At 60.0% G+C, this 19,013-nt stretch carries 17 protein-coding genes; 12 read left to right on the top strand and 5 right to left on the bottom strand.

Going from position 1 to position 19,013, the window contains the following annotated elements; translation table 11 throughout:
* Positions 1-59: 59 nt before the first annotated feature.
* Positions 60-1,202, bottom strand: a complete 1,143-nt coding sequence (pdxB, locus tag M5G20_RS00580; protein ID WP_273917443.1) for a 4-phosphoerythronate dehydrogenase PdxB — start codon at positions 1,200-1,202, stop codon at positions 60-62.
* Between the two features lie 164 nt (positions 1,203-1,366).
* On the opposite strand from pdxB, the gene M5G20_RS00575 reads away from it, so the two are divergent.
* Entirely contained in the window at positions 1,367-2,770 is a 1,404-nt protein-coding gene (locus M5G20_RS00575; RefSeq protein WP_273917442.1) for an MATE family efflux transporter, read from the top strand.
* Positions 2,771-2,874: 104 nt separating this feature from the next.
* Here M5G20_RS00575 and tusA read toward each other — a convergent pair whose 3' ends face one another.
* Both tusA and rlmM read right to left on the bottom strand, forming a co-directional pair.
* Positions 2,875-3,126 (bottom strand): sulfurtransferase TusA, encoded by a 252-nt coding sequence (tusA, locus tag M5G20_RS00570; RefSeq protein ID WP_273917441.1) that lies wholly within the window; start codon positions 3,124-3,126, stop codon positions 2,875-2,877.
* A 195-nt stretch (positions 3,127-3,321) separates the two neighbouring features.
* Positions 3,322-4,395, bottom strand: coding sequence for a 23S rRNA (cytidine(2498)-2'-O)-methyltransferase RlmM (gene rlmM / locus M5G20_RS00565; protein WP_273917440.1), 1,074 nt, complete (start codon positions 4,393-4,395; stop codon positions 3,322-3,324).
* A gap of 222 nt (positions 4,396-4,617) precedes the next feature.
* On the opposite strand from rlmM, the gene acnA reads away from it, so the two are divergent.
* The 3 genes from acnA (at position 4,618) to M5G20_RS00550 (ending at position 10,006) form a co-directional block, all read left to right on the top strand.
* The gene (gene acnA / locus M5G20_RS00560) at positions 4,618-7,359 is read left to right on the top strand and encodes an aconitate hydratase AcnA (RefSeq protein ID WP_273917439.1); all 2,742 of its coding nucleotides are present in this window, start codon (positions 4,618-4,620) and stop codon (positions 7,357-7,359) included.
* 184 nt (positions 7,360-7,543) lie between these two features.
* Positions 7,544-8,335 (top strand): CPBP family glutamic-type intramembrane protease, encoded by a 792-nt coding sequence (locus tag M5G20_RS00555; protein WP_273917438.1) that lies wholly within the window; start codon positions 7,544-7,546, stop codon positions 8,333-8,335.
* A 105-nt stretch (positions 8,336-8,440) separates the two neighbouring features.
* Positions 8,441-10,006 carry a methyl-accepting chemotaxis protein gene (locus M5G20_RS00550; protein WP_273917437.1) on the top strand — a complete coding sequence of 522 codons (1,566 nt, stop codon included), beginning with the start codon at positions 8,441-8,443 and terminating at the stop codon, positions 10,004-10,006.
* 176 nt (positions 10,007-10,182) lie between these two features.
* Here the strand turns inward: M5G20_RS00550 and M5G20_RS00545 are convergent, their stop codons facing one another.
* Complete coding sequence (locus M5G20_RS00545; protein WP_273917436.1) at positions 10,183-10,860, bottom strand: alpha/beta fold hydrolase; 678 nt, start codon at positions 10,858-10,860, stop codon at positions 10,183-10,185.
* Between the two features lie 92 nt (positions 10,861-10,952).
* Here M5G20_RS00545 and ccoN (M5G20_RS00540) point away from each other — a divergent pair, with 92 nt between their 5' ends.
* The 8 genes from ccoN (M5G20_RS00540) (at position 10,953) to ccoP (M5G20_RS00505) (ending at position 17,853) form a co-directional block, all read left to right on the top strand.
* Positions 10,953-12,377 (top strand): cytochrome-c oxidase, cbb3-type subunit I, encoded by a 1,425-nt coding sequence (gene ccoN / locus M5G20_RS00540; RefSeq protein ID WP_273917435.1) that lies wholly within the window; start codon positions 10,953-10,955, stop codon positions 12,375-12,377.
* Between the two features lie 10 nt (positions 12,378-12,387).
* Positions 12,388-12,996 (top strand): cytochrome-c oxidase, cbb3-type subunit II, encoded by a 609-nt coding sequence (gene ccoO, locus M5G20_RS00535; RefSeq protein WP_273917434.1) that lies wholly within the window; start codon positions 12,388-12,390, stop codon positions 12,994-12,996.
* A 3-nt stretch (positions 12,997-12,999) separates the two neighbouring features.
* Positions 13,000-13,197, top strand: a complete 198-nt coding sequence (locus M5G20_RS00530; protein WP_150733269.1) for a cbb3-type cytochrome oxidase subunit 3 — start codon at positions 13,000-13,002, stop codon at positions 13,195-13,197.
* A complete protein-coding gene (ccoP, locus tag M5G20_RS00525; RefSeq protein WP_273917433.1) occupies positions 13,194-14,147 on the top strand; it encodes a cytochrome-c oxidase, cbb3-type subunit III in 954 nt (317 codons plus the stop codon). Before M5G20_RS00530 ends, ccoP (M5G20_RS00525) begins: the two co-directional genes overlap by 4 nt.
* Positions 14,148-14,631: 484 nt before the next feature.
* Entirely contained in the window at positions 14,632-16,074 is a 1,443-nt protein-coding gene (gene ccoN / locus M5G20_RS00520) for a cytochrome-c oxidase, cbb3-type subunit I (RefSeq protein ID WP_273917432.1), read from the top strand.
* Positions 16,074-16,682, top strand: a complete 609-nt coding sequence (ccoO, locus tag M5G20_RS00515; RefSeq protein ID WP_007905434.1) for a cytochrome-c oxidase, cbb3-type subunit II — start codon at positions 16,074-16,076, stop codon at positions 16,680-16,682. Before ccoN (M5G20_RS00520) ends, ccoO (M5G20_RS00515) begins: the two co-directional genes overlap by 1 nt.
* Before the next feature lie 5 nt (positions 16,683-16,687).
* Positions 16,688-16,873 (top strand): CcoQ/FixQ family Cbb3-type cytochrome c oxidase assembly chaperone, encoded by a 186-nt coding sequence (locus M5G20_RS00510; protein ID WP_003175465.1) that lies wholly within the window; start codon positions 16,688-16,690, stop codon positions 16,871-16,873.
* Entirely contained in the window at positions 16,870-17,853 is a 984-nt protein-coding gene (ccoP, locus tag M5G20_RS00505) for a cytochrome-c oxidase, cbb3-type subunit III (RefSeq protein ID WP_273917431.1), read from the top strand. Before M5G20_RS00510 ends, ccoP (M5G20_RS00505) begins: the two co-directional genes overlap by 4 nt.
* Before the next feature lie 69 nt (positions 17,854-17,922).
* Here the strand turns inward: ccoP (M5G20_RS00505) and M5G20_RS00500 are convergent, their stop codons facing one another.
* Complete coding sequence (locus tag M5G20_RS00500) at positions 17,923-18,945, bottom strand: metallophosphoesterase family protein (protein ID WP_273917430.1); 1,023 nt, start codon at positions 18,943-18,945, stop codon at positions 17,923-17,925.
* Between the last annotated feature and the right edge of the window lie 68 nt (positions 18,946-19,013).

The raw sequence follows: 19,013 nt of genomic DNA, 5'->3' as shown, positions 1-19,013 counted from the left end.
CCGGGTTTTTTATGCCTGCATGAACATGCTTTGTGTGGGAGATGCCGAAGGGTTGGTCTTTAGACAGGTGTTGCGCCCAACGCTGCCACGATCTGTTGCAACGCCGGCGCATCACCGTCGATCCGCACTTGCAAGCCATCGATCTCACGCCGCGATGGGTAATTCTTGCGCAGCACATCAAACGCCGCACGCTGCTCGCTCACACTGCCTACAAGACTGCGGCGGAAGTCCGCGTCGTCGCGGCGCGGGTCGTACACGCCTCGGCACACCATCGCCAGCGCCCAGGCCGGATCGCTTTGCGCGCTCAAGGTCACTTGCGACAACCAGGGTGCCGGCAGCAAATCACTCAAGCTGACCGTGGCCGGTTGCCCGAGGAAATCGCAATACGCCTGGTAGATCTGCGCGGTACCGCGTTGTTTGCCATCGAGGCTGTAGCCGGCAATGTGCGGCGTTGCCAGCACGCAGAGTTCGGCCAGCGCTACGTCGACTTCCGGCTCGCCTTCCCAGACATCAAGCACGGCTTGCAGGTCTTCACGCTCCAGCAACACATCGCGCAATGCAGCGTTGTTGACCACCGGGCCACGGCTGGCATTGATCAGCCAGGCACCGGGTTTGAGCTGGTTCAAGCGTTTTTGATCAAACAGATGCCAGGTCGATTGCGGGCCTTGTTTGGTCAGCGGCGTGTGCAGGCTGATCACGTCGCACTGCTCAATGATGTCTTCAAGGCTGACGTAATCGCCGGTTTCAGCGGCTTGCCGGGGCGGGTCGCAGACCAGCACTTTCCAGCCAAGCCCCTGCAGGACGTTGACCAGCCGCCCGCCCACTTCACCGGCACCGACCACGCCATATGTGCGCTGCGTCAGGTCGACGCCTTCGATTTCGGCCAGGGTCAACAGGCTGCCGAGCACATAGTCGACTACGCCACGGGCATTGCAACCCGGCGCACTCGACCACGTGATGCCAGCCTGTTGAAAGTAATCCAGATCCAGGTGATCGGTGCCGATGGTGCAGGTGCCAACGAAGCGCACCTTGCTGCCTTCGAGCAGCGCGCGGTTGACGTTGGTCACCGAGCGCACCAGCAATACGTCGGCCTGTTCGACGGTGGCGCGGTCGATGGATCGGCCCGGCACCCGGCGGATTTCTCCGAAACTTTCGAAGAACGCATCGAGCAGGGGGATATTTTCGTCGGCAACAATCAGCATGGCAGGCTCCTTAGGCGGATCGGCAGTGTAGGCGCAGATGGCGCATAACGCCTAGCACGCGCCAGAGGGTCGATTACAAATCGCTAACACGGGTCTTTTCCTGACCGCTGCGTCAACGCGTAGAATGCGCGCCTGTGCAACAAAACCTTTTGGACGCTTTGCTATTGAATCCTGTAACTGAAAATACCGTCGCCGCAGCGCCTGCGCGGACCACGCCCGTCCGCATCGAGCTCAAAGGCCTGCTCAGCCTGGCTTTGCCTATCATGGTCGCGCAGTTGGCCACCACGGCCATGGGCTTTGTCGATGCGGTGATGGCCGGCCGCGTCAGCGCGCGGGACCTCGCCTCGGTGGCGCTGGGCAACTCGATCTGGATTCCGGTCTACCTGCTGATGTCCGGCGTTCTGCTGGCCACCACGCCCAAAGTCGCGCAACGCTTTGGCGCCGGGCAGTTTGACGAGATTGGTCCGCTGGTACGCCAGGCGTTATGGCTGGCACTGTGTGTCGGGTTGATCGGCAGTGGCCTGCTGCTTGCCGCCGAGCCGATCCTGCACTGGATGAAAGTCGATGCGCAATTGATCGAGCCGAGCATGGGTTACCTGCACGGCATCGCTTTCGGCTTGCCGGGCATGGCCTTCTATTATGTGCTGCGCTGCTACAGCGATGGCATGGGTCGGACGCGTCCGAGCATGGTCATTGGCCTGTGCGGCCTGTTGCTGAACATCCCGCTGAACTATGCGCTGATCTATGGCCACTTCGGCGCTCCGGCCCTGGGTGGCGTCGGTTGCGGCTGGGCCAGCGGCATTGTGATGTGGTTTATGGCGTTAAGCATGGCCGGCTGGACCTTCTGGGCGCCGTTTTATGCGCGCACCCGTGTGCTGGTGCGTTTCGACCGCCCGCAAGGGGTCGTGATCAAGCGCTTGGTCAGCATTGGCCTGCCGATCGGTATCGCGGTCTTTGCCGAGTCCAGCATCTTTGCGGTCATTGCCCTGCTGATCGGCAGCCTCGGCTCCACCGTGGTCGCCGGCCATCAAATCGCCCTGAACATCAGCTCGCTGCTGTTCATGATTCCTTACTCGCTGGGCATGGCAGTCACGGTGCGGGTCGGCCAGGCACTGGGCGCCGGCAATCCCTGGCAGGCGCGGTTCGCCGCGAAGGTCGGGCTCGGTGCCGCGCTGGTGTTTGCCGCGTTTTCGGCGACGCTCATCCTGTGCCTGCGCGAACCGATCGCTTCGATCTACACGCCGGACAAGGCGGTGATCCAGATTGCGTCGATGTTGATCGTCTACGCCGCGTTGTATCAGTTCTCGGATGCCATCCAGGTGATCTGCGCCGGAGCGCTGCGGGGCTACCAGGACACGCGGGTGACGATGATCCTGACGCTCTTCGCTTACTGGGGAATCGGCTTGCCGGTCGGTTACGTGCTGGGGCTGACTGATTGGCTCGGCCCGGCCAGCGGCCCGAGCGGGCTCTGGGAAGGCTTGATCGCCGGCTTGAGCTGTGCGGCGCTGATGCTGTCGATCCGCCTGACCCGCAGTGCGCGCAAACGAATCCGGCTCAGCCTTCGCTAATCACCGCACCCTGTAGGAGCCGGCTTGCTGGCGATGGCGGTGTGTCAGTCAGGTTAATACCGGCTGAACTACTGCGATCGCCAGCAAGCCGGCTCCTACGCGGTTTACGTAGATTTCTTGCGGATCCAGTACAGATAAGTGCCCGCGTCTTCATGCTGTCCCACCAGTTCGTGGTCGAGAAACACGCAGAACTTGGGGATATCACGACGGGTCGACGGATCGGTGGCGATCACCTTGAGCAGGCCGCCGGGCGCCAGGTCACGGATGTGCTGGTGCAGCATCATGACCGGCTCCGGGCAGTTGAGGCCGGTGGCGTCGAGGGTGCCGTCTACCGGCGCATCAAGTATTTCACTCATGATCAACTCCTGAAACTTGCCGGCATTGTCGCGCATTGCCGGGTTTGTGGCGAGGGAGCTTGCTCCCGCTTGGCGGCGAAGCCGTCGTCAAACCTGTGGGTGAGGTGTACCTGATCTTGCGAGGTTGCTGAGTTCAGGGCCGCTTCGCAGCCCAGCGGGAGCAAGCTCCCTCGCCACAAAAGCCATAGAGGGATATCAGCGGGACTTGGGCTTCTTCACGTCGATCCGGCGCAAATGGCAAGTCACTTCTTCCCGGTCGTGGTACAGCTGCTTGCAGCCGATCTCGACCTTGATGCCCCGGGCCTTGAAGCCATCGGCAATGCGTTCCAGCAGGCGCTTCACTTCGGCATAGCGCTGTTTCATCGGCAGCTTGAGGTTGACCACCGCTTCACGGCAATGCCCTTCGCCAATCCACTCTTCGAGCATCGCGGCGTTGCGCGCCGGTTTCTCGACGATGTCGCAGACCATCCAGTCCACCGGTTGCTTGGGTTTGAAGGTAAAACCGTCGGCCATCAAGTGCTGCACCAGGCCTGTGTCCATGAGGCTTTCGGCCATCGGACCGTTGTCGATGGCGGTCACCAGCATGCCGCGGTTGACCAGTTGCCAGGTCCAGCCCCCAGGCGCGGCGCCGAGGTCGACGCCGGTCATATCACTGTGCAAGCGCTCGTCCCACTGCTCACGCGGGATGAAATGGTGCCAGGCCTCTTCCAGCTTCAAGGTCGAACGGCTCGGCGCTTCGCGGGGGAATTTCAACCGCGGAATGCCCATCGGCCACATCGCCGAGTTGTTCGACTCCGCCAGACCGACGAACACTTCACGACCGCTCTTGAAGGTCAGCAGCAGGCGCGGTTTGCTGGCGTCGTCCACCAGCTTGCCGGCGGATATCAATGCCTTGCGCAGGTGCACTTCGAACTTTTTGCAGAAGTTCGACAGCTCCTTGCCATCGTTGGTGTCGACCATTTCCAGCCACAGGCTGCCGCACACGGGGAAATCCGCCATGTGCGCGAGGATCACACTGATGCGGTCGGTTTCCGGCAGATCTATGAAAATGCCCCGTGCCCATTGGCGCGGGAAGATCAGCCGTTCGAAACGCTGACCGCGCATCAGGCGTTCGGCGCCATCTTCTTCGGTGCAGACAAATTCGGCGCAGGCACTGGCGGCCTTGGCCTTGGCATAACCGGCCACGTTCAGTTGTGCGGCAAGGTCGGAAATCTCGGAACAGACTTCGCCTTCGAAGCCCGGCCGGCAATGCATGAATAGGGTGTTCATTCTTACTCCTGGGCAGATGGCGAGACATTCAACCACTGCGCGATGCCCAGGCTTGCTCTGGAGCAAAGCCTGTCACGAAAACCGGCGCATGATAGCCGAGATCGGAACCTGGGGTCTGTCCATAGAGTCCAGTTATTAGCCAGCTACTTAAAACAGGGCTAGGTTTAATGCTCTGCCCGTCCCCTCAGTCCGTAGCCGTGCGGACTCAAAGGAGTGATCGTAATGCCGTCCCTCGATAGTCTGAAGACACTGAAAACCCTGCAAGTCGACGACAAGACCTACCACTATTTCAGCCTGCCGGATGCCGCCAGGAGCCTGGGTAACCTGGACCAGCTGCCGATGTCGTTGAAAGTGCTGCTGGAAAACCTGCTGCGCTGGGAAGATGAAAAAACCGTCACCGGTGCCGACCTCAAGGCGATTGCCGCCTGGCTCAAGGAGCGCCGCTCCGATCGCGAGATCCAGTACCGCCCGGCGCGGGTGCTGATGCAAGACTTCACCGGCGTGCCTGCGGTGGTCGATCTGGCCGCCATGCGTGCGGCGATGGCCAAGGCCGGTGGCGATCCGCAGCGGATCAACCCGCTCTCCCCCGTCGACCTGGTCATCGACCATTCGGTGATGGTCGACAAATACGCCACCAGCAGCGCGTTCGAACAGAACGTCGATATTGAAATGCAACGCAACGGCGAACGCTATGCGTTCCTGCGCTGGGGCCAGAGTGCCTTCGACAACTTCAGCGTGGTGCCGCCGGGTACCGGGATCTGCCACCAGGTGAATCTGGAGTACTTGGGCCGCACAGTGTGGACCAAAGACGAGGACGGCCGCACTTACGCCTTCCCGGATACGCTGGTCGGCACCGATTCCCACACCACGATGATCAACGGCCTCGGCGTGCTCGGCTGGGGCGTTGGCGGCATCGAAGCGGAAGCGGCGATGCTGGGGCAACCGGTGTCGATGCTGATCCCGGAAGTGATCGGCTTCAAACTCACCGGCAAGCTCAAGGAAGGCATTACCGCCACCGACCTGGTGCTGACCGTCACCCAGATGCTGCGCAAGAAAGGCGTGGTGGGGAAATTCGTCGAGTTCTACGGCGATGGCCTCGCCGACCTGCCGCTGGCGGATCGCGCAACCATCGCCAACATGGCCCCGGAATATGGCGCCACCTGCGGTTTCTTCCCGGTGGACGACGTGACGCTGGATTATCTGCGCCTGTCCGGCCGCCCGATTGAAACCGTGAAACTGGTCGAGGCCTACAGCAAGGCGCAGGGCCTGTGGCGCCTGCCGGGCAAGGAACCGGTGTTCACCGACAGTCTGGCGCTGGACATGGCCAGCGTCGAAGCCAGCCTCGCCGGCCCCAAGCGTCCGCAAGACCGGGTTTCGCTGCCGAATGTTGCGCAAGCCTTCAGCGACTTCCTCGGTTTGCAACTCAAACCCACCAGCAAGGAAGAAGGCCGCCTGGAAAGCGAAGGCGGCGGTGGTGTGGCGGTGGGCAACGCCGATCTGGCCGGTGAAGTGGATTACGACTTTGAAGGACAAACCGTACGCCTGAAAAACGGCGCGGTGGTAATTGCGGCGATTACCTCCTGCACCAACACCTCAAACCCGAGCGTGATGATGGCCGCCGGTCTGGTAGCGAAGAAAGCCGTGGAAAAAGGCCTGCGCCGCAAGCCGTGGGTGAAAAGCTCACTGGCCCCAGGCTCAAAAGTGGTCACCGACTACTACAAGGCTGCCGGCCTGACGAAGTATCTGGATGAACTGGGTTTTGCCCTGGTCGGATATGGCTGCACCACGTGCATCGGTAACTCCGGGCCGTTGCCGGAACCGATCGAAAAAGCCATCCAGAAAGCCGACCTGACCGTGGCCTCGGTGTTGTCGGGCAACCGCAACTTCGAAGGCCGGGTCCATCCGCTGGTGAAAACCAACTGGCTGGCCTCGCCGCCACTGGTGGTCGCCTATGCGCTGGCCGGCACCGTGCGCATCGACCTCAGCCGCGAGCCGTTGGGCGAGGATCAGAACGGCAATCTGGTTTACCTGAAAGACATCTGGCCGAGCACCCAGGAAATCGCTGCTGCGGTGGAGCAAGTCAACACCGCCATGTTCCACAAGGAATACGCCGAAGTGTTCGCCGGCGATGAACAGTGGCAAGCCATCGAAGTGCCGCAGGCGGCGACCTATGTCTGGCAGGACGATTCGACCTATATCCAGCATCCGCCGTTCTTCGACGACATTGGCGGACCGCCGCCGGTGGTGAAAGATGTCGCAGGTGCGCGCATCCTCGCCTTGCTCGGCGATTCGGTAACCACCGACCACATCTCCCCGGCCGGCAACATCAAGGCCGACAGCCCGGCGGGCCGCTACCTGTGCGAGAAAGGCGTGGAACCGCGGGACTTCAACTCCTACGGCTCGCGCCGCGGCAACCATGAGGTGATGATGCGCGGCACCTTCGCCAACATCCGCATTCGCAATGAAATGCTCGGTGGCGAAGAAGGTGGCAATACGCTCTACATCCCTACCGGTGAGAAGCTGGCGATCTACGACGCGGCCATGCGTTACCAGGCGGCGGGCACGCCACTGGTGGTGATCGCCGGGCAAGAATACGGCACGGGATCAAGCCGTGACTGGGCGGCCAAGGGCACCAATCTGCTGGGGGTCAAAGCGGTCATCGCCGAAAGTTTTGAACGGATTCACCGCTCCAACCTGGTGGGCATGGGCGTGCTGCCGCTGCAGTTCAAACTTGATCAAAATCGTAAAAGCTTGAAACTGCGGGGCACAGAAACCCTGGATATCCTCGGTCTGACCGGTGTCGAACTGACCCCGCGGATGAACCTGACCCTGGTCATCACCCGGGAGAACGGCACCCACGAAAGAATCGAAGTCTTGTGCCGGATCGATACGCTCAATGAAGTGGAATACTTCAAGTCGGGAGGGATCCTGCATTACGTGTTGCGACAGTTGATCGCGTCGTAGTTGTGCGCTGACAAAGACACCGCCTTCGGGCGGTGTTTTTTTGTGCTCACGAAAAAGACTGTGAAAGCGAGCCTGCTCGCGATAGCGGTGTAACATTCACAAATGATGCTCAATGACACCCCGCGATCGCGAGCAGGCTCGCTCCCACCGGGGGCTGGTGCAGGCCCAGACACAAGGATTCTCAATGCTCGCTCTGCCATGGACACTTCTGGCGCTGCTCTCCCTCGGCTACGGCATGGCCCTGGCCTATGGCCGACTCGGCTGGTTTGCGGGGATTTCCGTCGGCTTGTTGCTGATCGCCGGTTTCGCGGTCCGTCAATCAAAACTGCAGTTCGGCCGCTATCTCGGCCATGGCCTGTTCATCTTCCTCGCGCTGGCACTGGCGCTGCACTGGCTGCCTGGCTTCCATAACGGTCGGGTGATCGAACCACAGCGCTTCACGGACGATGCCGTGCGGTTTTCCATGTACCTGAATCTGGATAAACCCCTGATCGGTTTCTGGTTATTGCTGGTCTGCCCGTGGATTGTCGGCCGGCGGTCACTGCGGTTGTTCCTGTATGCCACGCCCGTCGCGCTGGCCCTGAGCGCCGTGCTTGCACTGGGTGGCGCGCTGCTGCTGAACGTCATCGCTTGGGCGCCGAAATGGCCGGACGCGGGCTGGCTATGGCTGCTCAACAATCTGCTGCTGGTGACGCTGGTCGAGGAAGCGCTGTTTCGCGGCTATATCCAGGGCGGCCTGAGCCGACACTTCAAACACTTGGCGTACGGCGAAAACCTCGCGCTGCTGCTGGCTTCGCTGTTGTTCGGACTGGCGCACGCAGGAGCGGGCTGGCAATGGATGCTGCTGGCGAGCCTGGCAGGTTTAGGCTACGGCCTGGCCTACCGCTTTGGCGGACTGGCCGCCGCCATCGCCACGCATTTGCTCTTGAACCTGCTGCACTTCGGCCTGTTCACCTATCCGATGCTCGCCGGCTGACGCAAGGGGCATTTTTGCGACGCGCCTCTGATTATCGAAAAATAATCTCAACCATTGGCCAAGGGTGCCGATACAGCACTTGATAGCCTTGCGGATTAAAAAGCCATGCGTAACAACCAGCCAATTACACAACGCGAACGGACCTTCCCGGCCCAGCAACGGTTGATTTCCACCACCGACGCCAAGGGCATGATCACCTACTGCAACGACGACTTCGTCGAGATCAGCGGGTTTTCTCGTGAAGAACTGATCCGTGCGCCGCACAACCTGGTGCGTCACCCCGACGTTCCGGCCGCGGTGTTCGCGCATATGTGGGGCACACTGAAACAAGGCTTGCCATGGATGGGTATTGTCAAGAATCGCTGCAAGAGCGGTGATCACTATTGGGTTAACGCCTACGTGACACCGATCTTCGAAGGCAATCAGGTGATCGGTTACGAGTCGGTGCGGGTCAAGCCCACCGCCGAACAGATCCACCGCGCCGAAGCGCTTTACCAACGCATCAACCAGGGCAAGTCGGCCATCCCTTCCTCGGATAAATGGTTGCCGGTTCTTCAAGACTGGCTGCCGTTCATTCTGGTCAGCCAGTTGAGCTTCATGATCGGCGCCACCCTGACTTCGCAGTGGGGTTTCGCCCTCGCCGCCGCCCTCTCGGTACCGCTGGGCCTGATGGGCCTGAGCTGGCAACAGCGTGGCATCAAGCGCCTGCTGCGCCTGGCCGAGCAGACCACATCCGACCCGTTGATCGCGCAGATGTACACCGACAGCCGCGGCGCCCAGGCGCGTCTGGAAATGTCGATCCTCAGTCAGGAAGCCCGCCTGAAAACCTGTCTGACCCGTTTGCAGGACACGGCCGAACACCTGACCGAACAAGCCAGGCAGTCCGATGCACTGGCGCACAACAGCTCTACCGGCCTGGAACGTCAGCGCGTCGAAACCGAGCAAGTGGCGACCGCCGTCAATCAAATGGCCGCCACCACGCAGGAAGTCGCCAGCCACGTGCAGCGCACTGCCGATGCCACCCAGGAAGCCAATCGCCTGACCGGTCGCGGTCGCGACATCGCCGGGGAAACTCGCGAAGCGATTCAGCGACTGTCGGTAGTGGTTGGGGAAACCGGCCTGACCGTGACTCAACTGGCCAAGGACAGCGACGAAATCGGTGGTGTGGTCGACGTGATCAAGGGCATCGCCGACCAGACCAATCTGCTGGCGCTCAACGCCGCCATCGAAGCGGCCCGTGCCGGTGAAATGGGGCGTGGTTTTGCGGTAGTGGCCGACGAAGTCCGTCAACTGGCGCAACGCACCAGCGAATCCACCGGGCAGATTCACGCCCTGATCGCCAAGCTGCAGCAAACCGCAGGCACGGCCGTACAAACCATGGAAGCCGGGCACCGTCAGGCCGAAGAAGGTGTGGCGCGAGTACTGGAAGCGGATCAGGCGCTGGTGGGGATCAGCGAAGCGGTGGCCAACATCACCGACATGACCACCCAGATCGCCGCCGCCACCGAAGAGCAAAGCGCTGTGGCCGAAGAAATCAGCCGCAACATCAGCAACATCTCGCACCTGGCTGACCAGACCTCGGAACAGGCACAGAACTCGGCGTTGTTGAGTGAAGAGCTGACCAAGACGGCAAATACCCAGTATTCGTTGGTGGAGCGGTTTAACCGCTGATTGATGCTGGAATGACAAAAACCCGGACAGTGCAAGCTTCCGGGTTTTTTATTGCCGATCTGATAATGATGTCGCCTGATAGGCCCCCATCGCTGGCAAGCCAGCTCCACAAAGGATCACCGTCCCCGTGGGAGCTGGCTTGTCAGCGATGGGGGCCATGATGTTCACCGCAAATATCACTGAAGAAACGCAGCCACCTTGCTCGCCGCAGCCGCCAAATGCTGTTCATGCGTGAACCCCGAAGCCTTCAACGGTTTCAAATCATGATCCCCCGCCACCAGCCAGAACACTTCAGTACTCGGTGACAACGCATAAGCCTCGACCGCCTCGCGATTGCCCAATGCATCCCGCTCGCCTTGCACAATCAAGGTACGGGTTTTCAACGAAGCCAGATGCTCAACCCGCGGCTTCTCCGGTTTCCCCACCGCATAGAACGGATACCCCAGGCACACAAGCGCATCCGCCCCCAGCTCATCCGCCAACAAACTTGCCATCCGCCCGCCCATGGACTTGCCGCCAATGGCCAAAGGCCCAGTGACATGGCGTCGCACTTCGGCATACACCTCGCGCCAGCATTCCAGCAGTTTTGGCGCCGGGTTGGGTGGACGCTTGCCGCCGTCGATTCGTCGTTGCGCCATGTACGGAAACTCGAAGCGCAGCACGTTGACGCCTTGCGCCGCGAGGCGTGCGGCCATGTCGTTCATCCAGCTGCTGTCCATGGGTGCACCGGCACCGTGGGCCAACACCAACGTCGCCGAAGCCGTGCCAGGGCCGGTATCCCACAACCATCCGTGTTCCCGCACACACTGCGCCCATTGATCCCCGTCAATACCGGCCTTGTGCCCATTGTTCATGCTTGCCTCGCTTTTAGTCTGCCTATAACTCCAGGCGAAGGGGACGCTGCCTTGCGCTGCGCCCATTTCGGCTGAACCGTGGATGGGGAACCATGAACACTTCTATCAGTACCGCCTACAACTACAAGGTGGTCCGCCAATTCGCCATTATGACGGTGGTGTGGGGCATCGTCGGCATGGGGCTCGGGGTTTTTCTCGCCGCCCAGTTGGTCTGGCCCGAACTCAACTTCAATTTGCCGTGGACCAGTTTCGGCCGCTTGCGCCCGCTGCACACCAACGCGGTGATCTTCGCGTTTGGCGGCTGTGCCTTGTTCGCCAGTTCTTTCTACTCGGTACAACGCACCTGCCAGACACAGCTGTTCGCGCCGAAAATCGCCGCGTTCTGCTTCTGGGGCTGGCAGCTTGTCATTCTCCTGGCAGCTATCAGCTTGCCGCTGGGCTACACCAGCTCCAAGGAATACGCCGAGCTGGAATGGCCGATCGACATCCTGATCACCATCGTCTGGGTTGCCTACGCCATCGTGTTCTTCGGCACGGTGATGAAGCGCAAGACCAGGCACATCTATGTGGGGAACTGGTTCTTTGGCGGGTTCATCATCACCGTCGCCATCCTACACATCGTCAACAACATGGAACTGCCCGTCAGCTTCACCAAGTCCTACTCGCTGTATGCCGGCGCCACCGACGCCATGGTGCAATGGTGGTATGGGCACAACGCCGTGGGCTTTTTCCTCACCGCCGGGTTCCTCGGCATGATGTATTACTTCGTGCCAAAACAGGCCGAACGCCCGGTGTATTCCTATCGCCTGTCGATCGTGCACTTCTGGGCGCTGATCACGTTGTACATCTGGGCCGGTCCGCACCACCTGCACTACACCGCACTGCCGGACTGGGCGCAGTCGCTGGGCATGGTGATGTCGCTGGTGCTGCTGGCGCCGAGTTGGGGCGGGATGATCAACGGCATGATGACGTTGTCGGGCGCCTGGCATAAGTTGCGCAGCGACCCGATCCTGCGCTTCCTCGTGGTGTCGCTGGCGTTCTACGGCATGTCGACCTTCGAAGGCCCGATGATGGCGATCAAGACCGTCAACGCCCTCTCCCACTACACCGACTGGACCATCGGCCACGTACACGCCGGCGCGCTCGGCTGGGTGGCGATGATTTCCATCGGCGCGCTGTACCACATGATCCCGAAAGTCTTCGGACGCGATCAGATGCACAGCATCGGCCTGATCAACGCACATTTCTGGCTCGCCACCATCGGCACCGTTTTGTACATCGCTTCGATGTGGGTCAACGGCATCGCCCAGGGCCTGATGTGGCGTGCAGTGAACGAGGACGGCACGCTGACTTACTCCTTCGTCGAAACCCTGGTGGCCAGCCACCCGGGCTTCGTCGTGCGGCTGGTGGGCGGCGCGATTTTCCTCAGCGGCATGTTGCTGATGGCTTACAACACCTGGCGCACCGTGCGGGCCTCGCAGCCTGCCGACGTCGCCGCTGCCGCGCAGATGGCCTGAGGAGTCCGCCATGAAACACGAAACAATCGAGAAAAACGTCGGCCTGCTGATGCTGTTGATGGTGCTCGCCGTGAGCATCGGCGGCCTGACCCAGATCGTCCCGCTGTTCTTCCAGGACGTGACCAATAAACCGGTGGAAGGCATGAAGCCCTACACCGCGCTGCAACTGGAAGGTCGCGACATCTACATCCGCGAAGGCTGCGTCGGCTGCCACTCGCAGATGATCCGCCCGTTTCGCGCCGAGACCGAGCGCTACGGCCACTACTCGGTGGCCGGTGAGAGCGTCTGGGACCACCCGTTCCTCTGGGGTTCGAAACGCACCGGGCCGGACCTGGCAAGGGTTGGCGCGCGTTACTCGGATGACTGGCACCGCGCGCACTTGTACAACCCGCGCAACGTCGTACCGGAATCGAAGATGCCCGCCTACCCGTGGCTGGTGGCCAATGCGCTGGACAGCAGCCACACCGAAACCAAGCTCAAGACCCTGCGCACCCTCGGCGTGCCGTACACCGACGAAGACATCAGTGGGGCCGTCGCGTCGCTCAAGGGCAAGAGCGAAATGGACGCACTGGTCGCCTACCTGCAAGTGCTCGGCACTGCGATCAAGAGCAAGAGGTGAGCCATGGTCATTGAAATGAGTACTGGAATGATCCGCGGCCTCGGCACGGTCGTGGTGTTCGTGGCCTTCGTCGGCCTGACCCTGTGGGTGTTCAGCGCCAAGCGCAGCCCGGAGTTCGCCGAAGCGCGCCTGCTGCCATTCGCCGATGAGCCGCAATCCGACATCACTGAAGCACCTGTCACAAGGAGTACCCGGTCATGACCACCTTCTGGAGTACGTGGATCTGCGTACTGACCATCGGCAGCCTGATCGGCCTGACCTGGCTATTGATCGGCACCCGCAAGGGCGAAACCAAGGGCAGTGTCGACCAGACCATGGGCCACAGCTTCGACGGCATCGAGGAGTATGACAATCCGTTGCCGCAATGGTGGTTCATGCTATTCGCCGGCACGCTGGTGTTTGCCGTCGGGTACCTGATTCTTTATCCGGGCCTGGGCAACTGGAAAGGCATCCTGCCCGGTTACGAAAATGGCTGGACCGGCGTGCACGAGTGGGAAAAGGAGATGGACAAGGCCGACGCGAAGTTCGGGCCGATCTTCGCCAAATTCGCGGCGATGCCGGTGGAAGAAGTCGCCAAGGATCCGCAAGCACTGAAAATGGGTGGTCGCTTGTTCGCTTCAAACTGCTCGGTGTGCCACGGCTCGGATGCCAAGGGTGCGTTCGGTTTCCCCAACCTGGCAGACAGCGACTGGCGCTGGGGCGGCAACGCCGACACCATCAAGAACACCATCATGGGCGGTCGCATGGCGGCCATGCCGGCCTGGGGTGAAATATTGGGCGAGGCCGGCGTGAAAAACGTCGCAGCCTATGTACGCCATGAACTGGCCGGTCTGCCATTGCCCGCCGACAGCAAGGCCGATTTGCAAGCCGGACAACAGGCGTTCAGCACCACTTGCGTAGCCTGTCACGGGGCAAACGGCCAGGGCACCGAAGCCATGGGCGCGCCGAATCTGACGCACCCGGCCGGCTTCATCTACGGCACCAGCCTGACCCAACTTGAACAGACCATTCGTCATGGTCGCCAGGGCCATATGCCGGCGCAAAATGAACTGCTGGGCAACGATAAAGTGCAGCTGTTGGCCGCTTATGTGTACAGCCTGTCCCACGGTTTGAATACCGAGCGCTTACAGGCTGAAGACAACCGCGAATAAACCTCGACCGCTCTGCTGCCGCATTCTTCGCAATGCGGCAGTTCCCTTCTTCTTTGCGACCCATTGTCGCACCCTCCTTCAGTCTTCCTTTCGGATCCCCGGATTCGGGTCTAAGCTTCCCCCGATGCGGACTGGCCAGTGCCGGTTCCAGGTCGACCCTGAAACGACGTGTTCGACGATTCGGCTGACTGACAGGCCGCAAAGGCTGGTAGATACCGGCTGTCGCGCCAATTGCCTGCGGTCACCCAATCGTTGCGTTTGAACACACCCCGTTACACCCGACCTGACCCCCTCGCCTGATCTCTGCGCCGGGACGATTTGTCCATGGGTAATTTTGCCCTTACGCGGCGCATGGAAAGGCCGCAGAATCAGCATTTGAAATGCATTGACCCAGGTCATGGCGCGTTGCAATGACCCCCTGCTTTCTCCATACTTGCGGCCGATTTTCAATCCTAATAAAACACCCAAACCGTGGAACCTTAGAATGAGCACAGCAATCAGTCCGACTGCTTATAACTATAAGGTAGTCCGCCAGTTCGCCATCATGACGGTGGTCTGGGGGATCCTTGGCATGGGGCTCGGTGTCTTCATCGCCTCGCAACTGGTTTGGCCGGAGTTGAACTTCGGTCTGCCGTGGACGAGCTTTGGACGCTTGCGCCCGTTGCACACAAACCTGGTGATTTTCGCCTTCGGTGGATGTGCACTGTTTGCCACTTCTTATTACGTCGTGCAGCGAACCTGCCAAACGCGACTGATTTCCGACAGCCTCGCGGCCTTCACCTTCTGGGGATGGCAAGCGGTGATTGTCGGCGCCATCGTTACCTTGCCGCTGGGTTACACCACCACCAAGGAATACGCTGAGCTGGAATGGCCCCTGGCTATTCTGCTGGCCATCGTCTGGGTCACCTACGGTCTGGTGTTCTTCGGCACCATCGTCAAGCGCAAGACCAAGCACATCTATGTGGGTAACTGGTTCTACGGCGCGTTCATTGTCGTGACCGCGATGCTGCACATCGTCAACCACATGTCGCTGCCGGTCAGCCTGTTCAAGTCGTACTCGGCTTACTCGGGTGCGACCGACGCGATGATCCAGTGGTGGTACGGCCACAACGCCGTGGGCTTCTTCCTGACCACCGGTTTCCTGGGGATGATGTACTACTTCGTGCCGAAACAGGCCGAACGTCCGATCTACTCCTATCGCCTGTCGATCGTGCACTTCTGGGCGCTGATCACCCTGTACATCTGGGCCGGTCCGCACCACCTGCACTACACCGCTCTGCCGGACTGGGCTCAGTCCCTGGGCATGGCGATGTCGATCATCCTGCTGGCTCCGAGCTGGGGCGGCATGATCAACGGCATGATGACCCTGTCGGGCGCCTGGCATAAGCTGCGCACCGACCCGATCCTGCGATTCCTGGTCGTTTCCCTGGCGTTCTACGGCATGTCGACCTTCGAAGGTCCGATGATGGCGATCAAGACGGTGAACTCGCTGTCGCACTACACCGACTGGACCATCGGCCACGTACACGCCGGTGCCTTGGGTTGGGTAGCGATGATCTCGATCGGCGCGATCTACCACATGATCCCGAAACTGTTCGGTCGTGCGCAGATGCACAGCACCGCCCTGATCAACACGCATTTCTGGCTCGCAACCATCGGTACCGTTCTGTACATCGCTTCGATGTGGGTCAACGGCATCACCCAGGGTCTGATGTGGCGTGCAATCAACGATGACGGCACCCTCACCTACTCGTTCGTAGAAGCGCTGCAAGCCAGCCACCCTGGCTTCATCGTTCGTGCATTGGGCGGTGCGTTCTTCGCCACCGGCATGCTGTTCATGGCCTACAACGTATTCCGTACCGTACGCGCCTCGAACCCGGCCGAAGCTGAAGCCGCCGAACAGATTGCTGTAGTTGGAGCTCACTGATGAAGCATGAAGCAGTCGAGAAGAATATTGGCCTGCTGGCCTTCTTCATGGTTATCGCCGTCAGTGTTGGCGGCCTGACCCAGATCGTTCCGCTGTTTTTCCAGGATGTCACCAACAAGCCGGTCGAGGGCATGAAGCCACGCACCGCCCTTGAACTGGAAGGCCGGGACGTTTACATCGCCAACGGTTGTGTCGGCTGCCACTCGCAGATGATCCGCCCGTTCCGTGCTGAAACCGAACGTTACGGCCACTACTCGGTTGCCGGTGAAAGCGTCTGGGACCACCCGTTCCTGTGGGGTTCCAAGCGTACCGGTCCGGACCTGGCCCGTGTCGGCGGTCGTTACTCCGATGACTGGCAGCGTGCGCACTTGTACAACCCGCGCAACGTAGTGCCTGAGTCGAAAATGCCGGCCTACCCGTTCCTCGTGGAAAACAAGCTCGACGGCAAAGACACCGCCAAGAAAATGGAAGTCTTGCGCACGCTCGGCGTCCCTTACACCGACGAAGACATCGCCGGCGCCAAGGATGCTGTGAAGGGCAAAACCGAAATGGACGCGCTGGTGGCCTATCTGCAAGGCCTGGGCACCATCATCAAAAGCAAACGGTGATCTAAATGGATATCGGGATGATTCGTGGCCTGGGCACCGTCGTTGTGATGGTGGCCTTCATCGGTCTGGCGTTGTGGGTATTCAGCCCCAAGCGCAAGTCGGAGTTCGAAGACGCGACCTTGCTGCCTTTTGCGGATGATCCCGAAGCCATCAAGCACGTCGAGCAAGCTTCTAGGAGTAACAAAGAATGACTACATTCTGGAGTCTGTACGTCACAGTCCTCAGTCTCGGTACGATCTTTTCCCTGACCTGGCTGTTGCTGTCGACCCGCAAGGGCCAGCGCACCGAGCCTACCGAAGAGACGGTCGGGCACTCCTTCGACGGTATCGAGGAGTACGACAACCCGCTGCCTAAATGGTGGTTCATGCTGTTCGTGGGCACCATCATTTTCGCCTTGGGCTACCTGGTGCTGTACCCGGGCCTGGGCAACTGGAAAGGCCTGCTGCCAGGTTACAACTACCTGGATAACGAGAAGCAGACCGCGTTCGCCAACGGCCAGACCGGCTGGACCGGCGTTCACGAGTGGGAAAAGGAAATGGCCAAGTCGGATGCCAAGTTCGGCCCGATCTTCGCCAAGTTCGCTTCCATGCCAATCGAAGAAGTGGCCAAGGACCCGCAAGCCCTGAAGATGGGTGGCCGTCTGTTTGCCTCCAACTGCTCGGTTTGCCACGGTTCCGACGCCAAGGGCGCTTATGGCTTCCCTAACCTGACCGACGCCGACTGGCGCTGGGGCGGTGAGCCGGAAACCATCAAGACCAGCATCATGGGTGGCCGTCACGCGGTCATGCCAGCGTGGGCTGAAGTGATTGGCGAGCAAGGCGTGGCCGACGTGGCGGCGTTTGTCCTGACCAGCCTCGACGGCCGCAAGCTGCCGGAAGGCGCCAAGGCAGACCCGGTTGCCGGGCAGAAGCTGTTCGCCGCCAACTGCGCGGTTTGCCACGGTCCGGAAGGCAAAGGCACGCCGGCCATGGGCGCACCGAACCTGACTCACCCGGGCGCATTCATCTACGGTTCGAGCTTCGCTCAACTGCAGCAGACCATCCGCTACGGCCGTCAGGGCCAGATGCCTGCGCAAGAGCAAATGCAGGGCAACGACAAGGTTCACCTGCTGGCCGCTTACGTCTACAGTCTCTCTCACAGTGAGAAAGCTCCGGCGGCGGACGCCCAGTAAGGCAAATGCTTGATGCAAAAAAAAGACCCCGTCATTCGACGGGGTCTTTTTTTGTGTGGCAAACGCGCGTTACCGAACAGGGATGATGGCGATTTCTTTACGGCTCGGCCAATTGTTGCCGTTGACCTGATGCACCTTCAACGACTGGCGATCCGGCGCAACATCGACAATCAGATAAGTCTGGTTGGACGCACCGCCACTGAGAAACACGGGTACGTCGCCAAAGTAGTCCTCACGGTTCCAGCCGAAATACCTGCCAGGATCATTGTGCAAATGCCCGGCGAACACCGCGGTGACGTTGTAGCGCTCAATCATCGCTTTGAAACGCGCTATCTGTTGTTCACTCCCCTTCCATCGATCGGGCTTGTGCATATTTAGAATGATTATTCTGCCCGCACTGCGTGCACGCTGCAGATCGCGTTCCAGCCAATCCAGCGCGTCAGTAATTTCATACCTGACCCTGTTCAATGGAAAACCGGAAGAGAAACTGACGGAGTAAGTAGGTTCATTGTTTAACTGAGTCAGATGGATGTCACCCATTACCCTGGAGTAAGCAAGACTGCCGTAAAGCACTTTGCTCCCACCCTCTTCCCGCGCGGCAAGATCAAAACTTGCTACTTTCCCCCAGTAGCGTTCCTTTAAATCAAGAATGCTTCCAGCCGCACAGTTATTTTCGGGAAACTGGCAGTCATTCACATTATTTTCGTAGTCATGATTACCCAAGCCATAATCGTAATCCCTTCCCAGTTTCTTCTCCAACAAGGCCTTAACCGTGGAGCGCTGGTTACCATGCCCGAAAGCGGTCATGTCGCCATTTATCATGACGGGAATCGCTGCGGCTACAGGACTGAAGTTTCTTCTGAAATTGGCCACGTCTGAGTACTGGGTTTCAATCAGCCATTGCGAACGCCGTTCTTTCTCCGAGGTAGACTCCTCCCAGCCATGGTCTGAGCTTTCCGTCCACGGGTACTGTGGATCCGAAGTAAAAATCAAATACCGCGGAAAATAATCATCTTGCGCCGAATAGGCACTACAAGTAACAACCCATAACAAGGCACACACAGCCACCTTAATTCTTTTATCAAGAAACATAAAAATCCATATTTATCAGTTTTAAATTCCATGAGAACAAACACGTTCACACCAACAACTTACGATAT

Source organism: Pseudomonas sp. TNT2022 ID1044, assembly GCF_028656895.1.
In the GTDB taxonomy this organism is placed as follows: Bacteria; Pseudomonadota; Gammaproteobacteria; order Pseudomonadales; family Pseudomonadaceae; genus Aquipseudomonas; species Aquipseudomonas reinekei.
This window is presented reverse-complemented; position numbering and strand designations above follow the sequence as displayed.

Excerpts from the sequence above, each read along its gene's own strand:
- pdxB (WP_273917443.1), bottom strand. The coding sequence starts at position 1,202 with ATGCTGATTGTTGCCGACGAAAATATCCCCCTGCTCGATGCGTTCTTC.
- tusA (WP_273917441.1), bottom strand. The coding sequence starts at position 3,126 with ATGAGTGAAATACTTGATGCGCCGGTAGACGGCACCCTCGACGCCACC.
- rlmM (WP_273917440.1), bottom strand. The coding sequence starts at position 4,395 with ATGAACACCCTATTCATGCATTGCCGGCCGGGCTTCGAAGGCGAAGTC.
- acnA (WP_273917439.1), top strand. The coding sequence starts at position 4,618 with ATGCCGTCCCTCGATAGTCTGAAGACACTGAAAACCCTGCAAGTCGAC.
- M5G20_RS00555 (WP_273917438.1), top strand. The coding sequence starts at position 7,544 with ATGCTCGCTCTGCCATGGACACTTCTGGCGCTGCTCTCCCTCGGCTAC.
- M5G20_RS00550 (WP_273917437.1), top strand. The coding sequence starts at position 8,441 with ATGCGTAACAACCAGCCAATTACACAACGCGAACGGACCTTCCCGGCC.
- M5G20_RS00545 (WP_273917436.1), bottom strand. The coding sequence starts at position 10,860 with ATGAACAATGGGCACAAGGCCGGTATTGACGGGGATCAATGGGCGCAG.
- ccoN (WP_273917435.1), top strand. The coding sequence starts at position 10,953 with ATGAACACTTCTATCAGTACCGCCTACAACTACAAGGTGGTCCGCCAA.
- ccoO (WP_273917434.1), top strand. The coding sequence starts at position 12,388 with ATGAAACACGAAACAATCGAGAAAAACGTCGGCCTGCTGATGCTGTTG.
- M5G20_RS00530 (WP_150733269.1), top strand. The coding sequence starts at position 13,000 with ATGGTCATTGAAATGAGTACTGGAATGATCCGCGGCCTCGGCACGGTC.
- ccoP (WP_273917433.1), top strand. The coding sequence starts at position 13,194 with ATGACCACCTTCTGGAGTACGTGGATCTGCGTACTGACCATCGGCAGC.
- ccoN (WP_273917432.1), top strand. The coding sequence starts at position 14,632 with ATGAGCACAGCAATCAGTCCGACTGCTTATAACTATAAGGTAGTCCGC.
- ccoO (WP_007905434.1), top strand. The coding sequence starts at position 16,074 with ATGAAGCATGAAGCAGTCGAGAAGAATATTGGCCTGCTGGCCTTCTTC.
- M5G20_RS00510 (WP_003175465.1), top strand. The coding sequence starts at position 16,688 with ATGGATATCGGGATGATTCGTGGCCTGGGCACCGTCGTTGTGATGGTG.
- ccoP (WP_273917431.1), top strand. The coding sequence starts at position 16,870 with ATGACTACATTCTGGAGTCTGTACGTCACAGTCCTCAGTCTCGGTACG.
- M5G20_RS00500 (WP_273917430.1), bottom strand. The coding sequence starts at position 18,945 with ATGTTTCTTGATAAAAGAATTAAGGTGGCTGTGTGTGCCTTGTTATGG.